The organism is Pseudooceanicola pacificus (assembly GCF_009789075.1).
Taxonomy (GTDB): Bacteria; Pseudomonadota; Alphaproteobacteria; order Rhodobacterales; family Rhodobacteraceae; genus Pseudooceanicola; species Pseudooceanicola pacificus.
Map to the genome: position 1 here is coordinate 40,558 of NZ_WNXQ01000013.1, position 16,895 is coordinate 57,452.

Consider the following 16,895-nt stretch of genomic DNA (forward strand, 5'->3'; position numbering starts at 1 on the left):
AAAGGACGACCTCATGACGCCCGAGCAGATATTTGCCCTCATCGCCGCGCTGACAGCCGAGCCTGACCCCGATGCCTTTGCCATGCTCAAGGCGGGCGGCGCGAACCCGGACTACCCGGTGACCCTTGCCCCCTGCACCCGCCCCGTCGCGCCGGACGAGATCGACGGCCAGACGGTGATCTGCGGCACCGTCTCTGTGCCCATCGACCACCGCCAGCCGGACAGCAACCGGATCACCATCGCCTTCAACCTCTACAAGGCGCATTCCCTGACGCCCGAACCCGATCCGGTGATCTATCTGCATGGCGGCCCCGGCAGCGGCACGGTCAGCCATGTGGCCAAGACCATCGGCTATTTCGAACACCTGCGCGGGCGGCGCGACATCATCGCCATCGACGAACGCGGCGTGGATTCCAGCGCGCCGGAAATGGATTGCTACACGACCCTTGGCGCGCAGCTGGCCCCCGTGATCGACCAGAGGATCAGCGGGATCGCCGCGCCGACGCTGGAAGCGGATTTCATCAAGGGGTGCCTTGCGGAACTGGACGCCAAGGGCATCGACTATTCCCTGATCAACACCGAACAGAACGCGATGGATGTGCCCGCCGTGCTGTCGGCGCTCGGCTATGACAGCTACAATCTCTACGGCGTCTCCTACGGCACCAAGCTGACGATGGAGATCCTGCGGCAGGACCCGCCGGGCATCCGCTCGGCCATCATCGACGGCAACGCGCCGCCCTGGCTGCCGCTCTATTCGATGTTCTGGCAATCCCATTCCGCGCCGATCGAGCTGAGCCTGGCGCCCTGCGAACGCGATCCCGTCTGCGCCGAGGCCTACCCCGACATCACCGCGCGTACCTTTGCGCTGATCGACAAGATCGGCGAGACGCCGGTCGAGGGCCCGAACGGGCCGGTCGATGGCGGGATGCTCTACGAAATGATCGACGGCCGGGTGAACATGGCGGGCGATTACCACGCGCTGACCCCCTACATTCCCCTGATGATCACGCAGCTGGAACGGGGCGAGACCACGATCTTCGATCAGATCACCGCCGGCGCGCTTCCCCCGAAACCTGCCACGGCGGATGCCGACACGCTCCGCGCCGCCGCGCTGGCCCGGGGGTTGGGCGAGGCCGAGATGGCGCAGGTGGACGCGATGCTGGCGGCCGCCGAACATATCCGCATCGCCGAGGACACGGTCAACCGGGCCGCGCGCCTGCTGGAAAGCGATCTGGACCGGCAGGCACGCGGCACCGAGCTGGCCGAGATCTTCGACGACCGTCTTGCCGCCGCGATCCGGGCCATGCCCGATGCAGCCGCGCGGCTGGCCGTGGGGCGCGACTACCTCGACCTGCGCTTCGCGGAGCCCTCCGTCGACGGGCTGCTGGCCCTGATCCGGACCCATCTCGAAGGGCCCGCCGCCACGGACCTCACGGCGCTCGCCCGCCAGTTGGACACCGCAGAGCTGGCCCGCGTCTACGAGCTGATCCGGATCGACAACGAGGCCACGGTTAAGGATGTCGAAGGCAGCTTTCAGACCTACCTCTACGCCTGTCAGGAGGATTTTTCCGACGGCTGGAACTCGGTGCAGAAATTCCGCGACCTGATGGCAGCGGACGGCGCCTGGGGGCCAATCATGCAGGGCGCGATAGCGGACTACTACGACCGGGCGTTCATTTCCGTCTGCGCGCTGTTCGACAAGCACCCGCGCGAGAACTGGACCAGCGTCGGCTCCACCGACCGGCCGGTCCTGGCGATGAACGGCGAGCTGGACACCCAGACCGCGGGCATCTGGGGCGCGCTGGCCGTGCAGGGCTACAGCGACGCCACGCTTGTCATGGTCCCGGAGACCGGCCACGGCACGATCCGGTTCAGCCAATGCGCCAGGGACATCACGGCGGCCTTCATCGAAGATCCGCAAGGCGCGCTCGACACCTCCTGCATCGAGGACCTGCGCCTCCCTGTGATGCTGCCGGACGGCACGATGCACCCGCTTCCCTATTGAGGCGACCGGAGGGCCAGGGGCTTGCCTCTGGTGCCGTGGCCGCTGGTGGCTGCCGGGATGGACTCGGCCAAAGGCGGCGGTGCCCAAGGCAGAAGAGATCCGATCGAACCCAATTCGCGTGACCTTGTGATAGCCTGCCTTGCCCGCAAAGCCGATGTCCACGCCGCGACCATGCCGCACGATGGGCGAATGGCCGGTCTGGCGAAGCCGCTCTTCGGCACAGGGGCCACGTATCAGCGGCGGCTTTTGGTCGAAAGCCGATGCTATCCCTGCGCGGTGGGCACCGGGCGCACGGGTTGCATGCGTCGGACCTTGGGCGCGTTTGACCGAGAGACGGGTAGCGTGCGACCGTCTGCAAGATGCGCCACCAGGTTCCCGTTTTCGCGGCTGGTGCCTGTAAAGGCGTGACCGGATATCCAGTGTGACCTGTGGATCTGAAGGCCGGGATAATCGGCCAGTTCCTCGATGGCGTCCGACAGACGCATGTGGATCAGATCTCGTCCCTTGGCCGTGGTGACCTCGACATAGTGATCCTGCGCCGTGAGCGAGATCAGCGCAGTCCCGAGGTGTGGAGGAAGGCGATCAAGAAACGCATTGCGCGCAGGCACCGGCGCGGGCGGAGCGAGGCGCGGTCGGATCCGCGCCATCATTATGCCGGTCACCACTGCAAAGATCGTCCCCACGTTCAACAGCATGGCCCAGATCGGCGCGTTCCCGGCCTCGGGCTGAAACAGGGCGTCGACCTGCATGGCGATGAAGACGATCGGAACGAAGGCCAGTGCAAAGGCCGTCAAGGGACGCAGGACCGGCGGGCGATCTTCGAAGACCTTCAGCCGCCGCGTTATCAGAATCAATCCGAGGATCAGCACCCACCCGGGCCCGATGCTGAGGGCCCAATAGGCTGCTCGGGTGGCCGGGGGCAGCAGCGAGGTCGAAAAGGGACCCAACACCGTGAGGACGGCAACCGTCAGCACATAGCCCGCGGCCTGTTCCGGCAGATGCAGCGTTGGCCGTTCGCGCAGCATGGCATGTCGGTTGGTGTCACTCACGAAGAGAAGCCTGCATTTCACGTAAAGCGCGTTGTATCTCAAGCAATTGCCGCCCCATTTCTTAGCCCAGCTGAACGCAAGCGGAAAGGAAAACACGAAATGAAAACGTCGATTGAAACAGTTCAGAAAAGCATCGACCAACTGGCGCGGCGGGTGATGGGCAGAGACGCGGGGCCCAGGGTGCTGCGCAAATTCCGCCTGTTCCTGGGCGTTGTCGGCATCATCGCGGCGAATGTCTGGCTCGGCGCCGTGATCGGGCATGGCATCGCCGCCATTCTGGGTGTCGGCATATTCTTCGTCGTGGCGCTCGGGGGCGACGATGCCCTGAAGGACGGTGAAAAATGATCAGTGGGATTCTAACCGGCGCACCGGCCTGGGTTTGGCCGCTTCTCGGGTTGCTGGTGATGCTGGGCCTCTTGTCCATGCGCTCGCGTGTCAGCCGTGTCTGGCCGTTCTATCTGATGCCATTGCTCGCCATTCTGGCGGTCAGGGCAGTCGGGGGTCTGCACGTATCGCCCGAGCTTTGGGGCCTGTTCGCAGCAGCCTACGGCATGGGGGCCGTCCTTGGATGGCGGGTTCAACCACACTGGATCAACGGGCGCGACGAAACCCGCGTGGCGTTGAAAGGCGAGGCGCTGACCCTCGTGATGGTCCTGACCGTGTTTGTCGCAAACTTCACTGCTGGCACGATGAAGGCCGTCGCGCCGCAAGTGGCCGAAGGCACGGGGTTTCAGTTCGGGTTCGTGCTGATCGTCGGTCTTGTATCCGGCCTCTTTCTCGGGCGGTCGCTGGCCATCCTGAGAGCGCCGCGTGCCGGGATGTCCCTGCAAGGGCGAGATACGACCCGGCTCAATGACGCCAACCGGCATCATGCCTAAGACGTCACACCTGCCGCTGCCCTGGCCGAAACATCGGCTGGGGCTGCGGGACATCGCGATCATCGCCGTGCGGGTGCCCGTGCCTCACCCGCTGCCGGCCGCCCGACCGGCTTCGGCCGTCAGAGCGGTCAGCCTGTAGAAGCCATGCGCCATCTTGGTGAACGGCGTCAGCAGGAAAAAGGCCAGAACCGCCCCGAGATGGATCGCCAGAAGGCCCGGCATGACCGCCGTCTGACCAAGCGCGTAGAGCGCCAGCCCGCTGAAGCCGGTGAACCCCAGCAACCCGACAAAGGCGATCTCGCCGCCAAAGGCGCCAGTGGCCCCCAGTGCCCGGTCGGAGCGCAGCTTCAGCCGGATCATCTCGACACAGCCGACAACCAGCAGCAGGCCGCCCGAGATGCCCAGCAGTTTCGGCAGCGACACCAGCCCATAGGGCGCGGGGCTGTCGAACAGGTAATGCATCACGGTTGCGACGCTGGTGGAGGCAAAGCAGAGCAGGAACCCGTACATCACCGCCTGATGCACCGCGCGCCGGGCGTGGGTGAACCGGTCCTCGTCCTCGAAATTGCAGCCGTCGCCATGCCCGCCCTTGAGGTTCTTCATGTTGGCGGCCTGGCGGAGCGCCTCGCCCAGATGGGCAAACCGGAACGGACCGGCGCCGATGTGCCGCCAGTAGCGGCGCAGGCTGATGGCGATGCTGACCAGCGGGAACAGGAAGGCGGGCAGGAAGATCGCCACCATCGCGTTGTGCGACAGCACGGCATAGAACCCCTCGCCCGAGGCCGGGGCCAGGGCGCGCGCGGCCCAGAACAGCAGGGCAAAACCGATGACGGTGGCGATGGCAATCAGCACGCCGTTCTGCTGAAAGGCCTTTCCGGCGGCGCGGGGAAAGGCGAGCTCCTCCCAGCTGTCCTGCCGGACATTTGCCAGCGCCTGCGGCAGGTTCAGGTCGAACTCATGCGGGGCGGTGTACTGGCAGGCGTAATAGCAGCCCCGGCAGTTGTGGCAGAGGTTCGCCAGCTGCGTCAGGTTGCCATCGCTGAAGGCGCGTTCGGCATGCAGGGCGGGGAAGACCGAACAATAGCCCTCGCAATACCGGCAGGCATTGCAGATCTCGGCCTGGCGGCGGGCCTCTTGCAGCAGATCAGGTTGCATTTGCATGGGCGGCGGCCTCCTTGCCTGCGATGCGTCCGAAAACGGTTCCGATGGTCATGCCGAACCCGGCAAGGTAGCCCTGCCCCAGGATCGACCCGGCCATTGTTTCGCCCGCCGCCCAGAGGTTCGCGATCGGGCGGTTGCCGATGGCGCATTGCGCGGTCTCGTCCACCTTCAGGCCCAGATAGGTGAAGGTCACGCCGGTGCGCAGCGAATAGCCATAGAACGGCGGCTCGGTGATCGGGCGGGCCCAGTTGGTCTTGGGCGGGGTCAGGCCGGTGGTCGTGACGCCGTCCAGCTCCGTCGGGTGAAAGCCCGAGGTATCGCCGCAGGCCGCGTTGAACGTGTGCACGGTCTGCACCAGCGCGGCGGCGGGCAGGCCCATCTTGTCGGCCAGATCCTCCAGCGTATCCGCCATGATCGGCGGAAAGACCGACGGCATGTACAGGTCCGACGCCTTGGCGTCGATGATCGCGTACCCGACCTGATCGGGCTGCGCGGCCACCAGCCGCCCCCAGATGGCATAGCGCTTGGGCCAGACGTCCTCGCCCTCGTCATAGAACCGCTGGGCGTCCTTGTTCACCACGATGGAAAACGGCACGCAGTCCAGCCGCGTGACGATGCCGCCGTCGAATTTCGGCGCGCGCCCGTCGATGGCGACGGCGTGGCATTGCGTCGGGTCGCCCACCTGTTCGACCCCCTGCCCCAGCAGATCGGCCAGCACGACGCCGCGATTGTGGGGCGTGCCGCGGATCAGGAAATTCTTCGCCGCCGGCCCCCAGGCGCGGGCAAGCCAGTCGGTATCGGCCTGAAACCCGCCCGAGGCGACAACCACGGCTTTGGGCGCGATGCTGTGCGTCTCGCCGTTCCGGGTGTAGTCGATGCGGGTCACGCGCTCGCCGTCCAGTTCCAGATGGGTAACGGCAGCCTCGTATTCCACCTGAACGCCCAGGCTTTCGGCGGTGCGGTAATAGGCATTCACCAGCCCCTTGCCGCCGCCGAGGAAGAAGGCATTCGTGCGCGCCAGCGACAGCGTGCCCGACAGCGACGGCTGAAACCGCACGCCGTGATCCTGCATCCAGGGCAGGCAGTCCTCGGACGTCCGGATGGCCAGGCGCGCCAGCCCCTCGTCGGTCTTGCCGCCGGTGACCTTCATCAGATCGGCGAGGTATTCATCCTCGCTGTAGCTGTCGACCAGGGGGCCAAGCGGGCCGTGATGCATGCAGCGGAAATTGCGCGTGTGGCGGGAATTGCCGCCGCGATAGGGCTTTGGCGCGGTTTCCAGGATCAGGACGCGCGCCCCGGCCTCGGCCGCCGTGATGGCCGCGCAGAGCGCCGCGTTGCCGCCGCCGATGATGGCGATGTCGGGAGAGGTCACAGCAGGTCTCCGTCATAGCTGGGGGTCTTGTGGCTGCTGGCGCGCAGGTCGCGCACGCGCACCCGCTGGGCGGCCTCGATATGCGCGCGCATCGCGGCTTCGGCAAAGGCCCCGTCCCGCGACTTGATCGCGTCGAGAATGCCGAAATGTTCCTCGACAGCCTTTGTGGCGCGGTCCGGTTCGGTCAGCGTGGTCGGGCCAAGGATCATCAATGCCTTTTGCAGCGCGTGGATGGAGCGGGCAAGAAACCGGTTCTTGGCTGCGTCCAGCAGCGCCGCGTGGAACTGGCGGTTCAGGATGAAGGCCTCGGTCGAATTGCCAAGTGTCGCCATCTGCTGGTTCATGTCGATCAATTCCTCGATTTCGATGTCCGATGCAGCGCGCGCGGCCAGCCGCGCGGCGGTCCCTTCCAGCACGGCGCGCATCTCGTAAAGCTCCATCACCTCGGCATAGTCGAGCCTGCGGATCGTGGCGCCTTGACGCGGGACATGGGTGACGACGCCGTCGGCCTCCAACTGGCGGATGGCCTCGCGCACGGGGGTGCGAGAGACGCCAAGCCGGTCCGCCAATTCGGTTTCGCGCAGGCGATCACCGGGATTCAGCCGGCCTTCGCGCAGCTCGGTCAGCAGCTGCAGATAGGCGCCGTTGCCCTGCGGGGCACTGTCATCGTCCAGGATCATCGGGCCTCCGGTTCAGTATTGTATCCACGTGGATACAATCGTACACAGTACTCGTCAAGACAGTCAGGAGGCCGGTTTGCGCAAACATCTTTCCCACCCGCAGGCACAGCGGGCCCTGACCTTCGGGCTGGCCGCGGCGGGCACCGCGCTGTTCTGGTCGCTGGATCTGCCGCTGCCGTTCCTGTTCGGTCCGATGGCCTTCTGCCTTGCGGGGGCGCTGGCGCATCTGCCGCTCAAGGGGTTCGGGCAGGTCTCGGTCGCGGCGCGCACCATCCTGGGGGTCGCCGTGGGGGCCTCGATCACGCCGGCGGTGGTGGCGCAACTGCCGCGCATGGCGCAGTCGGTGGCGCTGGTCCCGGTCTTCATCGCTGCAATCGCGATCGTCGGCGTGCCGTTCTTTCGCAGGCTCTGGGGCTTTGACGGGCCGACGGCCTATTACGCGGCGATGCCCGGCGGGCTGCAAGACATGGTGATCTTTGGCACCGAGGCGGGCGGCGATCCGCGCGCCCTGTCGCTGATCCATGCGACGCGGGTGCTGATCATCGTGACGCTTGCGCCCTTCATCCTGTTGCATTTCTACGGCACCGCGCTGACCAACCCCATCGGCGCGCCGGTGGCCGATCTGCCGTGGTCCGAATTGCTGATCATGATCGCCGCCGCCTGGATCGGCTGGAAGGGCGGCGAACGGCTGGGCCTGTTCGGCGCGTCGATCCTGGGGCCGATGATCGTGACCGCGGCCCTGTCGCTGGCCGGTGTCGTGCATTTCCGCCCGCCCGCCGAGGCGATCCTGCTGGCGCAGTTCTTCATCGGCTGCGGCATCGGCGTGCATTTCATCGGCGTCACCTGGGGAGAGCTGACGCGCGTGGTCGCGGCGGGCGTGGCCTATGTGCTGGTGCTGGCAGTGCTGGCCGCGGCGTTTTCCGGGCTGGTGACGGCACTGGGGCTGGGCGATCCGGTGCCCGCCTTCCTGGCCTTTGCCCCCGGCGGACAGGCGGAAATGACGGTTCTGGCCATCGTCACCGGCGCGGATCTGGGCTTTGTCATCACCCACCACCTGACGCGCATCGTGATCGTGATCGTCGGCGCGCCGGTGGTGGCCGGGCTTATCGCCCGTCGGCGGAGGGCGCGAAGACCGAGGGATTGACCATGTGGATCGGCGCGCCCGCGGCATAGGCGTTGACCTGGGCAAAGATGTCGGCGAACTGCCTGTCGAACTCGTCTTCGGTGACAAATCCGATATGCGGCGTGGCGATCAGGTTCGGATGCGCCAATAGCGGATCGGCGGGGTCCAGCAGCGGCTCGGTGTCAAAGACGTCCACGGCAGCCATGCCGGGGCGGCCCATGTTCAACCCTTCGAGCAGCGCGCCAGGGGCGATCAGACCCGCGCGCGAGGTGTTCACCAGCACGGCATTCGGCCCCATGCCGGCGAGGTCCTCGGCGGTGACGATCCCCCGCGTCTGAGGCGTCAGCCGCAGATGCAGGGACACCACGTCGCTGTCAGCAAAGAATGCCGCGCGGCTGGGGGCAACGGTTTCGCCCTCGGCCAGCGCCCGGGCGCGGCCGGCCTCTGACGCCCACCAGGTGACCTCCATCCCGAAGGCGCGGGCATAATCGGCAACGACGCGCCCGATGCGGCCACGGCCATAAAGGCCCAGCCGACGGCCGCGCAGGCTCCGGCCCACGCCCATCTGCCACTGACCGGCCTTGGCACTGGCCATCTGCTGCGGCAACTGTCGCATGGCGGCCAGGATCAGCGCAAAGGTCAGCTCGGCCGCGGCGTAATTCGCGCCATCGCCCCCCGTGTCGGAACAGAGCAGCACGCCCGCCCCGGTGCAGGCCGCCACATCCACATGCGGCCAGGCCCCGCGCTGCGAGATCAGCCGCAGGTTCGGCAACCGATCCAGCAGGGCGCGGGTGACGCGGGTGCGTTCCCGGAACAACACGACACACTCCGCATCCACAAGCCGCGCGGCCAGCGCCGCGGGGTCGGGTTCATGATCGGTCCAGACGGTGACGTCATGACCTGCCAGCAGCCCGAAACAGGGCAACCCGCGCAGGGTGTCGAACCAGTCGTCGAGGATATGGACCTTCATGCGCGGGCCTTTCAGGAGATGCCCGACAGCGCCTTGATCGCGCGGCTGACCCGGTCATGCAGGCGCAACAGCTCCGCCTTGTCCGGCGCATCTTCGGATATGCGTCGCGACAGATCGTTGCGCGTCTCTTCAAGATCGCGGCGGGCACGGGCGAGTTTTTCGTAATCGCTCAAGACAGGGTCCTCAATGAGACAACAGAACAGGGATCTTGGTGCGCGACAGGATGTCGGTGGTCACGCCGCCAAGGAAATCCTCGCGGAATTTCGAATGTTCGAAGGCGCCGAGCACCAGCAGCGAGGGGGCGTGCTTGTTGCACCAGGTCAGCACCGTATCGGCCACGGGATGTGTCGTCGGCCAGTTCTCGTGGATCGCCTCGACACCGTGACGCGACAGATGCAACATCAGGTCCTCGATCGGCCAGGCGGTGCGCGGCCCGACGGTCAGCACGCTGACGCGGCCCTCGTCCTCGACCAGACGCAGACTGTCGGACAGGGCGCGCGCGGCGGCGCGGCCGCCGTCCCAGGCCAGGGCGATATGGCTGTTCGCCGCGCCGGCATCGTAACCGGCGGGCACCACGATGACCGGGCGGCCCGAGAGCAGCGCAATGCGGTCCGGGTGCAGCGTGACATGTCCGTCGTCATCGTCGGACCGGGTGCCCACGATCAGCGTGTCATAGTGGCGCGCGGCCTCGGACAGCACCGTATCGACGCGGCCCGTGACCTCTGTCAGCTGCAGGGCATTGGCCAGACCCAGGCGCGTGCGCTCTGCCTCGAACCGCTCTTCGATCTCGCGCAGGATGTCGGTGTTGACCGCGTCGAGCAGGGCGCGGGCCTCTTTCGGGATCCAGCGCGACCGCTTGTCGATCACCTCATGGCCGCTGTGGGCCAGCATGGCGGTGACATGGGCGCCGAAGCGTTCGGCCAGCGACGCCGCATAGCGCAGGGCCGCCACCGATCCGTCAGAGCCGTTGAAGGCCACCAGAAGGTTTTTCATCGGCATGTCAGTGTCCCTTCCAGACAGAGGCAGGCACATAGACCCGCCCGTCCGCCAGCTTGCGCGCCGTGCGCAGCAGCCCGGCGGAGTTCAGGGTGAAGTGGTTGTTCATCTCGAAATCCACCAGCACCTCGATGATGCCCGAGGCATGTTCCAGCACCACATTCGCGGGGCTTTGGGTGGGTCGCTCCAGCAGCCCGTCCGCCACGGTGCCCGGCGTCAGCGCGCAGGAGGCAAGACATTGCGACCCCGTGACCGCCATCGACGGATGCGTCGTCCAGGGCATGAAATAGCGCGCCGCGATGGTGCCGCCGTCGCGGGCCGGGGCAAGCAGGCCGAATTTCGGCGTCACGGATTGCGACACGTCGCCCATGCCCATGGCCGCCCCGGCCTGCAGGCGGATGGCCTCCATCCGGGCAAAGAAACCGCGGTTCTCGTCCAGCTCTTGCACGGTCTCGTATCCGGTCAGGCCGAAATCGGCGGCGCGGGCGATGACCATGGGCATCGCCACGTCCATGCAGGTGACCTCGATCCCGTCGAAGCTGTCGCGCAGGTTGCCGGTGGGCAGGAAGGCCCCGGTCGAAGAGCCGACCACGCCCATGAAGTTCAACGCGATGGGGGCCGCCGTCCCCGGCACCCCGGCAATCGCCGCCTCGCCGTCATAGCGCATGGCGCCGCCCGGCGTCTGGACCCGGGCCAGCACCCGCGCGCCGGTGTTGACGGCGCGGATCTTCACCTCGGTCTCGTCGCCCCTGGGCGTGACCAGACCCATTTCCACCGCCGCCGGGCCGACGCCCGACAGGATGTTGCCGCAGGTCGGCTTGAAATCCACCAGCCGGTCCTCGACCGAGACCTGGGCAAAGAAATAGTCCACATCCGCCCAGTCATCGTCCGAGGCCGAGAGCATCGCGACCTTGGTGGTCACGGCCACCCCGCCGCCGATGCCGTCGATATTGATCGCATGGCCCGAACCGAGCGCCGCGAGCAGCACCTCGGCCAGCGTCTCGCGGTCCTCGGGCAGGTCAGCGCGATTGAAATACGGCCCGCGCGAGGTGCCGCCGCGCATGAAGACGAAAGGAATGCCTGTCTGTGTCATGTCATTCACTCCGTTGGATTATTTCAGCGGCCAGGGCAGATCGACAAAGCCCTGCAGCAGCCCCGGCGGGAAATCCCGGTTCAGCGCGCCGGCCATGACGCACATCAGCGCGATGCCCGAAGCGGTCAGGATCAGCGTCTTGGGCCACGAGGCCTGCGCGCGGACCCGAAGGAAGGCCACGAGGAAGCCCAGCAATGCGAGGATGAAGCCCAGGAAATAGGTCGCGACGATCAGCCCCCCGAACCACGCCAGCGTCGGCCATAGGCCATAGGGCGCGTCGGCATCCTCTCCGGCCAGTTCCTTGTCGGCAAAGAGGGCGTCTGTCTCGGGGCGCAGGATCATCTGCACCAGCAGGATCAGCAGCGCCAGCAGTGTGACCCCGCCGATCACCAGCGGTATGATCTTGTCCGTCATGTTGTAGTCGGGGATCATGTTCGCGTTGATCAGCGCGGCCACGACATAGGCCATGATGACCAGAAGGAAGACCACCGGCGCGCGCTTGGAGCCGGATTTCACGTCGCCCTCGGCCATGATGGATTTCGCCTGACGCAGGCCCAGCACGACAGAGATCACGGTGACGATCAGCAGCACGATCACGATGGGCGAGAAGATGTAGTCGATCCCCTCCTCAAAGGATTTGCGGAACCGGAACGACGCGATCTGGAACGCCTGGTTCGAGAATTTCTCGACCGGGTTGGACAGGACGAAACCGATCAGGAAGGCCGGGCGCGACCAGTCGAAACGGCGCAGGAAGATGCCGATCAGGCCGATGGTGAACAGGGCGAGGATGTCCTCGAAGTTCTGGCCCGACTGGAATGCCGCAAAAGAGATCAGCATGAACAGGAACGGCGCGAGGTAGGTGAAGCGGATCGTGGTCAGCCGGGCGATGCCGCCCGAGGCCGCGATGCACATGATGGTGCCCACGACGTTCGCCAGCGCCAGCAGCCAGACGATGGAATAGGTGATGTCGAGATTGTCGCGCAGCATGGAGGGGCCGACCTCGATGTCGCCCGAGCCCAGCAGGGCGATGGCCCCGATGAAGATCGCCATCGAGCCGGAGCCGGGGATGCCGAAAAGCAGGGTGGGAACCAGCCCGCCGCCCTCCTTGGCGTTGTTCGAGCTTTCCGGCCCGATCACGCCGCGGATTTCGCCCTTGCCGAAGTTGGACTTGTCCTTGGTGGTCTGCACCGCGTGGCCATAGGCGATCCAGTCCACGACCGACCCGCCAAGGCCCGGGATCACGCCGACCAAGACGCCGATCAGCGAGCAGCGGACCGAGAGCCACTTGTTGGCAACCCAGTCGCGCACGCCCTCGCCCCAGCCCGCGCCCAGCTTGGCGTCCTTGGCGATGGAGCGGTCCTGGCGCAGCAGCGAGATAATTTCTGGCACGGCAAAGATGCCGAGGCCGACAATCACCAGCTTCAGCCCGTCCGTGAGATAGGGAATGTCATAGGTGGCCATGCGCAGCGACCCGCCCGCATCGGCCTCGCCGATCGTGCCGATCAGCATGCCCAGGCCCGCCGCCGCCAGCCCCTTGAGCGCGACGCGCCCCGCCAGCACGGCCACCATCGACAGGCCGAGGACCGAGATCATCAACATTTCCGGCAGCCCGAAGGCCAGGACCAGCGGGCGCGCCACGATGATGAACAGGGTCAGGAAGGCCGCGCCCACCAGCCCGCCGAACAGCGACGAGGTGAAGGCCGCCGAGAGCGCCCGCGCCGCCTGCCCCTTCTTGGCCAGCGGAAAGCCGTCGAGCACGGTGGCCTGTGACGCCGAGGATCCGGGTATGCCCATCAGCACCGAGGCGAAGGTGTCCGAAGTCGGCACCACCGCGACCATGCCGACCATCAGCGCAAGGCCCAGCACCGGGTCCATGCCGAACATGAAGGGCAGCAGCAGCGAAAGCCCGGCGATGCCGCCCAGGCCCGGGAATACCCCGACGGCCAGTCCCATCACCACGCCGAGGACGAGATATCCCAGGACTTCGGGTTGCAGAATCAGGGCCCATGCCTGGCCAAGCGCAGGGAGGGCGGTGGCGAATACATCCATCGCACCGGCTTTCGATTTTGAGTTGTGGAATAGGTCGGTCAGGCGGCCCCGCGCCGGATCGGCGGGGGCCGCAGGGCGTCGCTTAGTTCAGCGAAACGCCATAGGCTTCCTGCAGCCAGTTGATCACGAAGGCCTTGGCCTCGGGGGACACGGTGGTGCCCTCCTTGGTTGCCCTGGCTGCGCCTGCACCGACAAAGACTTCGTATTTGCCAACGTGCTTGGCTGCGATGGCCGGGAAGTCCGGGCTTTTGCGCACGGCATCGAAGGCGTCGGTATACGCCTGCGCCACGTCATCCGGGGTGCCGTTGGGCAGGAAGGCGATCTTTTGCACCGGGAAGCCGGCCACGAAGAAGGCTTTCCATGCATCCCATGCCTCGCCCGAGGTCTCGCAGCCATCGGTCGCTTCGCAGACTTCCTTGAAGGTCGGCATGTCCGGGAAGGTCGGATCGCGCACGATGTTTCCTTCGTCGTCCAGCGCGCCCCAGGACATCATCGGCACGGCCTTGCCCTGCGCAACCAGATCGGCAGAGGCGCCGAGGTAGCTGGACGAGGTCTGGTAGTCGATGGTGGCCTCGCCACGTTCGAACATCAGGCGGCCGTCACCGCGCCCCTTGATGCCAAAGACCGGCTCGACGTTCATGCCCAGCATTTCCCAGGCCAGCAGCGGCACGAGGTCAAGGCGCGTCGCCCCCTGCGAGCCGTAGATGAAGTCGATGTCCTTGAGGTTGTTGGCCGAGCCGTCGAATTTCGCGCCGTCCTCGGGGTTGAGGTAGGCGACACCGCCCGTGCCCGAGGCCATGACCGGCACCCAGTCGGAATATTCGTAGCGCACGCGCGGGTCGTCCAGCAGGAAGGGGAACTGGGTCGACCCGGAGGTGCCGAAGATCAGCGTGCCGTCATCGTATTCCTGTTCCTGGAACCAGTTGGCGCCCTTGGTGGAGCCCGCACCCGGCATGAATTTCACCACGACGGTGGGATTGCCCGGCAGCTCTTTGGACAGGAGCGGGGCAAAGAAGTTGGCCCATTTGGCCGAACCGCCGGTTTCCGAGAACGGGATGACCCATTCGATCGTCTTGCCGGAAAAGTCGACTTCGGCAAGCGCCGGGGATGCCAGAAATGCGGCCGCGGCAACCGAGGTTGCGAGTTGCTTGATGGTCATTGGTGTCCTCCCGTAGACCTGTCGCACCGGGACAAGGCCCCGGCGTTCCATGTACTTTCGTTTCAAGGGAATGATTCCCTCCTCCAACGCCGGCAACATGCCGTCCCAACCTTGCGCGAAACTTGCGCATCATGACAAATAACTGAGCATGCGCATTGCCGTGATCGAAGACAATCAAGCCCTGGCCCAGGGAATCGCATTTCGCCTGCGGGACAGGGGGCATGCCGTCGACCTGTTGCACGATGGCCGCGAGGCGGACAGTTTCCTGTCGCAAGAGGGCGCGGACCTGGTGGTGCTGGACCTGAACCTGCCCGGTATGGACGGGCTCGACGTGCTGCGCGCCTTGCGGCGGCGGGGCGATGGCACGCCGGTGATCCTGCTGACTGCCCGCTCCGAAACGGCGGAACGCGTCGCGGGGCTGGATGCGGGGGCGGACGACTACCTGACAAAACCCTTCGAAATGGACGAGCTGGAAGCGCGGCTGCGCGCCATGGCCCGGCGCAAGAATCTGGAATTTGCCGCGCGGGACACGCTGGGGCCGCTGGTCTTCGACCGGACCGCGCGCCAGGTGCTGAAGGACGAACAGCCGCTCGACATCCCGCGCAAGGAGATCGCGACGCTGGAATGCCTGTTCGAGCGGCGCGGGCGGATCGTGTCCAAGGCGCAGCTGATCACCCATGTCTACGGCACCGGCTCGGACGCCGAAGACAGCGCCATCGAGCCGCATGTCTCGCGCCTGCGCAAGCGGCTGGAACGGTTCGGGATCAGGATCAAGACCGCCCGCGGCCTGGGCTACATGCTCGAGATCGAAACCCCGTGAGGGCACGATCTCTGCGCCTGCGGCTGTTCCTGCTGATCCTGCCGCCGCTCCTGGTCGTTTCGGTCCTGCTGGGATGGTGGCGGTTCGAGGTGGCGCAGCGCACCTCGGAGGACCTGTTCGACCGCTCCCTCCTTTCCGCAGCCCTGGCGATTTCACGCGATGTGGCGATTTCGGAAGGGGACGCGCTGTCGCCCAGCACTCGGCGGGTCATCTCGGACGCGGGGGGCGGCGAAGTTTTCTATCACGTCACCGGCCCGGGCGGCGTCTACGTGACGGGCTATGCCTATCCGCCGCGCCCCGAAACGCCGGTCGTCCGGGAACTGCCGTTCTACTATTTCGCGACCTATCGCGGCGAGGACATGCGCGTCATGCGCATGATCGAAAACCGCGTCATCGGGAACCTGACCGGCGATACGGTCGTGACGGTCTGGCAGCGCGTCAGCGACCGCCGCGCCTTTGCGCGAGAGCTGGCCCTGCGGGCGGCGGCGCTGATTGCCGGCCTGATGGCGACGCTGGCCCTGGTCGTCTGGTTCGGCGTGCAGATCGGCCTGCGCCCCCTGAACGATCTGGAGGCCGCGATCCGGCGGCGCTCTCCGGACGATCTCGGCCCGATCCGCCGCGCGGTGCCGCATGAGGTGTCCGGCATCGTCTCGACCCTCAACCGCCTTTTGCGCCAGGTGCAAGACAGCTTCGAGGCGCATCAGGCCTTCATCTCGGACGCGGCGCACCAGCTGCGCAATCCGGCGGCGGCGATCCTGACCCTGGCCGAAACGCTTCCGCAGATGCAGGACACGGCAGAACGCGCCAAATGCGAAGAGCAGCTGATAGAAGCCGCCCGCAAATCCGCACGGCTGGCCGAGCAGTTGCTGTCCCTTGAGCGCCTCCGCTACGACGAGAGCACGGCGATGGCGCCGTTCGACCTGAACACGGTTGTCGAGGATGTCTGCCGCGCCTTTGCCGCCAAGGCGCTGTCCCGCGACCTGGGCTTTGCGCTTGCCCCTCACCCGGACCCGCTTGTTGTGCTTGGCAATCCCGTTCTGATTGGCGAGGCCTTGATCAACATCCTCGAAAATGCGCTGAAGCATGGCGGGGCGGAGATGACCGCGTTCAACGTGCGCACATATGCAGACGGCAGGGATGTCTTGATCGAGGTCGCGGATGACGGCGTCGGCATCCCGCCCGACAAGGTCAGCACCGCCTTTCGCCGTTTCTCGCAGTTGCAATATGGCGAGGGGACCGGGCTGGGGCTCGCCATCGTGGAACAGGTGATGGTCAGGCACGCGGGGCGGGTCGATATCGTGCCGACCGAACGGGGGACCAGGTTCCGCCTTCGGTTCCCGCGCCACGCAGAGGGCTGAGGGACAGGCACCGCTTCGCCAGTATGTGCCCAGGCCGGGCGCGACACCTGAACCCCGGATCGGCTGGGCGTTTGGCCAGCCAATCCGCCGGATGGTCCGGCTGGCCCCCTGCCCCTTCCCGCGCGGCGCGGTGGGTGCAGCCAGAGGTGAAACCGGCATTGGCGCCACGGCCCCCGACGTTT

Annotated in this window: 16 protein-coding genes; 6 read left to right on the forward strand and 10 right to left on the reverse strand. The window is 66.3% G+C overall.

Going from position 1 to position 16,895, the window contains the following annotated elements; translation table 11 throughout:
* The first annotated feature begins 13 nt into the window (after nucleotides 1-13).
* Complete coding sequence (locus GLS40_RS16545; protein ID WP_160383770.1) at nucleotides 14-2,005, forward strand: alpha/beta hydrolase; 1,992 nt, start codon at nucleotides 14-16, stop codon at nucleotides 2,003-2,005.
* 263 nt (nucleotides 2,006-2,268) lie between these two features.
* Here GLS40_RS16545 and GLS40_RS16550 read toward each other — a convergent pair whose 3' ends face one another.
* Complete coding sequence (locus GLS40_RS16550; RefSeq protein ID WP_160383771.1) at nucleotides 2,269-3,054, reverse strand: LytTR family DNA-binding domain-containing protein; 786 nt, start codon at nucleotides 3,052-3,054, stop codon at nucleotides 2,269-2,271.
* Between the two features lie 99 nt (nucleotides 3,055-3,153).
* Between GLS40_RS16550 and GLS40_RS16555 the strand changes: the two genes are divergently transcribed.
* Together GLS40_RS16555 and GLS40_RS16560 are read left to right on the forward strand one after the other, a co-directional pair.
* Nucleotides 3,154-3,399 (forward strand): hypothetical protein, encoded by a 246-nt coding sequence (locus tag GLS40_RS16555; RefSeq protein WP_160383772.1) that lies wholly within the window; start codon nucleotides 3,154-3,156, stop codon nucleotides 3,397-3,399.
* Nucleotides 3,396-3,932 carry a DUF6622 family protein gene (locus GLS40_RS16560; RefSeq protein WP_160383773.1) on the forward strand — a complete coding sequence of 179 codons (537 nt, stop codon included), beginning with the start codon at nucleotides 3,396-3,398 and terminating at the stop codon, nucleotides 3,930-3,932. The genes GLS40_RS16555 and GLS40_RS16560 overlap by 4 nt, the downstream gene beginning before the upstream one ends.
* Nucleotides 3,933-4,016: 84 nt before the next feature.
* Here GLS40_RS16560 and tcuB read toward each other — a convergent pair whose 3' ends face one another.
* Genes tcuB through GLS40_RS16575 form a run of 3 tightly spaced genes read right to left on the reverse strand, consistent with a single transcriptional unit; the run spans nucleotide 4,017 to nucleotide 7,145 of the window.
* Entirely contained in the window at nucleotides 4,017-5,087 is a 1,071-nt protein-coding gene (gene tcuB / locus GLS40_RS16565) for a tricarballylate utilization 4Fe-4S protein TcuB (protein ID WP_160383806.1), read from the reverse strand.
* A complete protein-coding gene (gene tcuA, locus GLS40_RS16570; RefSeq protein ID WP_160383774.1) occupies nucleotides 5,077-6,465 on the reverse strand; it encodes an FAD-dependent tricarballylate dehydrogenase TcuA in 1,389 nt (462 codons plus the stop codon). The genes tcuB and tcuA overlap by 11 nt, the downstream gene beginning before the upstream one ends.
* Entirely contained in the window at nucleotides 6,462-7,145 is a 684-nt protein-coding gene (locus tag GLS40_RS16575; RefSeq protein WP_160383775.1) for a GntR family transcriptional regulator, read from the reverse strand. The genes tcuA and GLS40_RS16575 overlap by 4 nt, the downstream gene beginning before the upstream one ends.
* Before the next feature lie 76 nt (nucleotides 7,146-7,221).
* Between GLS40_RS16575 and GLS40_RS16580 the strand changes: the two genes are divergently transcribed.
* Nucleotides 7,222-8,289: an AbrB family transcriptional regulator gene (locus GLS40_RS16580; RefSeq protein ID WP_160383776.1), complete on the forward strand. Its 1,068-nt coding sequence runs from the start codon at nucleotides 7,222-7,224 to the stop codon at nucleotides 8,287-8,289.
* Here the strand turns inward: GLS40_RS16580 and GLS40_RS16585 are convergent.
* The 6 genes from GLS40_RS16585 to GLS40_RS16605 all read right to left on the reverse strand — a co-directional run bounded on the left by GLS40_RS16585 (nucleotide 8,249) and on the right by GLS40_RS16605 (nucleotide 14,535).
* The gene (locus GLS40_RS16585) at nucleotides 8,249-9,238 is read right to left on the reverse strand and encodes a D-2-hydroxyacid dehydrogenase family protein (RefSeq protein WP_160383777.1); all 990 of its coding nucleotides are present in this window, start codon (nucleotides 9,236-9,238) and stop codon (nucleotides 8,249-8,251) included. The two genes, GLS40_RS16580 and GLS40_RS16585, sit on opposite strands and share 41 nt — an antisense overlap.
* Nucleotides 9,239-9,249: 11 nt before the next feature.
* A complete protein-coding gene (locus GLS40_RS17895) occupies nucleotides 9,250-9,411 on the reverse strand; it encodes a hypothetical protein (RefSeq protein ID WP_202076258.1) in 162 nt (53 codons plus the stop codon).
* A gap of 10 nt (nucleotides 9,412-9,421) precedes the next feature.
* A complete protein-coding gene (locus GLS40_RS16590; protein WP_160383778.1) occupies nucleotides 9,422-10,237 on the reverse strand; it encodes a universal stress protein in 816 nt (271 codons plus the stop codon).
* A gap of 1 nt (nucleotide 10,238) precedes the next feature.
* Nucleotides 10,239-11,327 carry a 4-oxalomesaconate tautomerase gene (locus GLS40_RS16595; protein WP_160383779.1) on the reverse strand — a complete coding sequence of 363 codons (1,089 nt, stop codon included), beginning with the start codon at nucleotides 11,325-11,327 and terminating at the stop codon, nucleotides 10,239-10,241.
* Nucleotides 11,328-11,345: 18 nt separating this feature from the next.
* Nucleotides 11,346-13,376 carry a tripartite tricarboxylate transporter permease gene (locus GLS40_RS16600; RefSeq protein WP_160383780.1) on the reverse strand — a complete coding sequence of 677 codons (2,031 nt, stop codon included), beginning with the start codon at nucleotides 13,374-13,376 and terminating at the stop codon, nucleotides 11,346-11,348.
* 82 nt (nucleotides 13,377-13,458) lie between these two features.
* The gene (locus GLS40_RS16605) at nucleotides 13,459-14,535 is read right to left on the reverse strand and encodes a type 2 periplasmic-binding domain-containing protein (RefSeq protein ID WP_160383781.1); all 1,077 of its coding nucleotides are present in this window, start codon (nucleotides 14,533-14,535) and stop codon (nucleotides 13,459-13,461) included.
* Between the two features lie 148 nt (nucleotides 14,536-14,683).
* Between GLS40_RS16605 and GLS40_RS16610 the strand changes: the two genes are divergently transcribed.
* A complete protein-coding gene (locus tag GLS40_RS16610) occupies nucleotides 14,684-15,355 on the forward strand; it encodes a response regulator transcription factor (protein WP_160383782.1) in 672 nt (223 codons plus the stop codon).
* Nucleotides 15,352-16,713, forward strand: coding sequence for a sensor histidine kinase (locus tag GLS40_RS16615; RefSeq protein ID WP_160383783.1), 1,362 nt, complete (start codon nucleotides 15,352-15,354; stop codon nucleotides 16,711-16,713). Before GLS40_RS16610 ends, GLS40_RS16615 begins: the two co-directional genes overlap by 4 nt.
* Nucleotides 16,714-16,895: the final 182 nt, after the last annotated feature.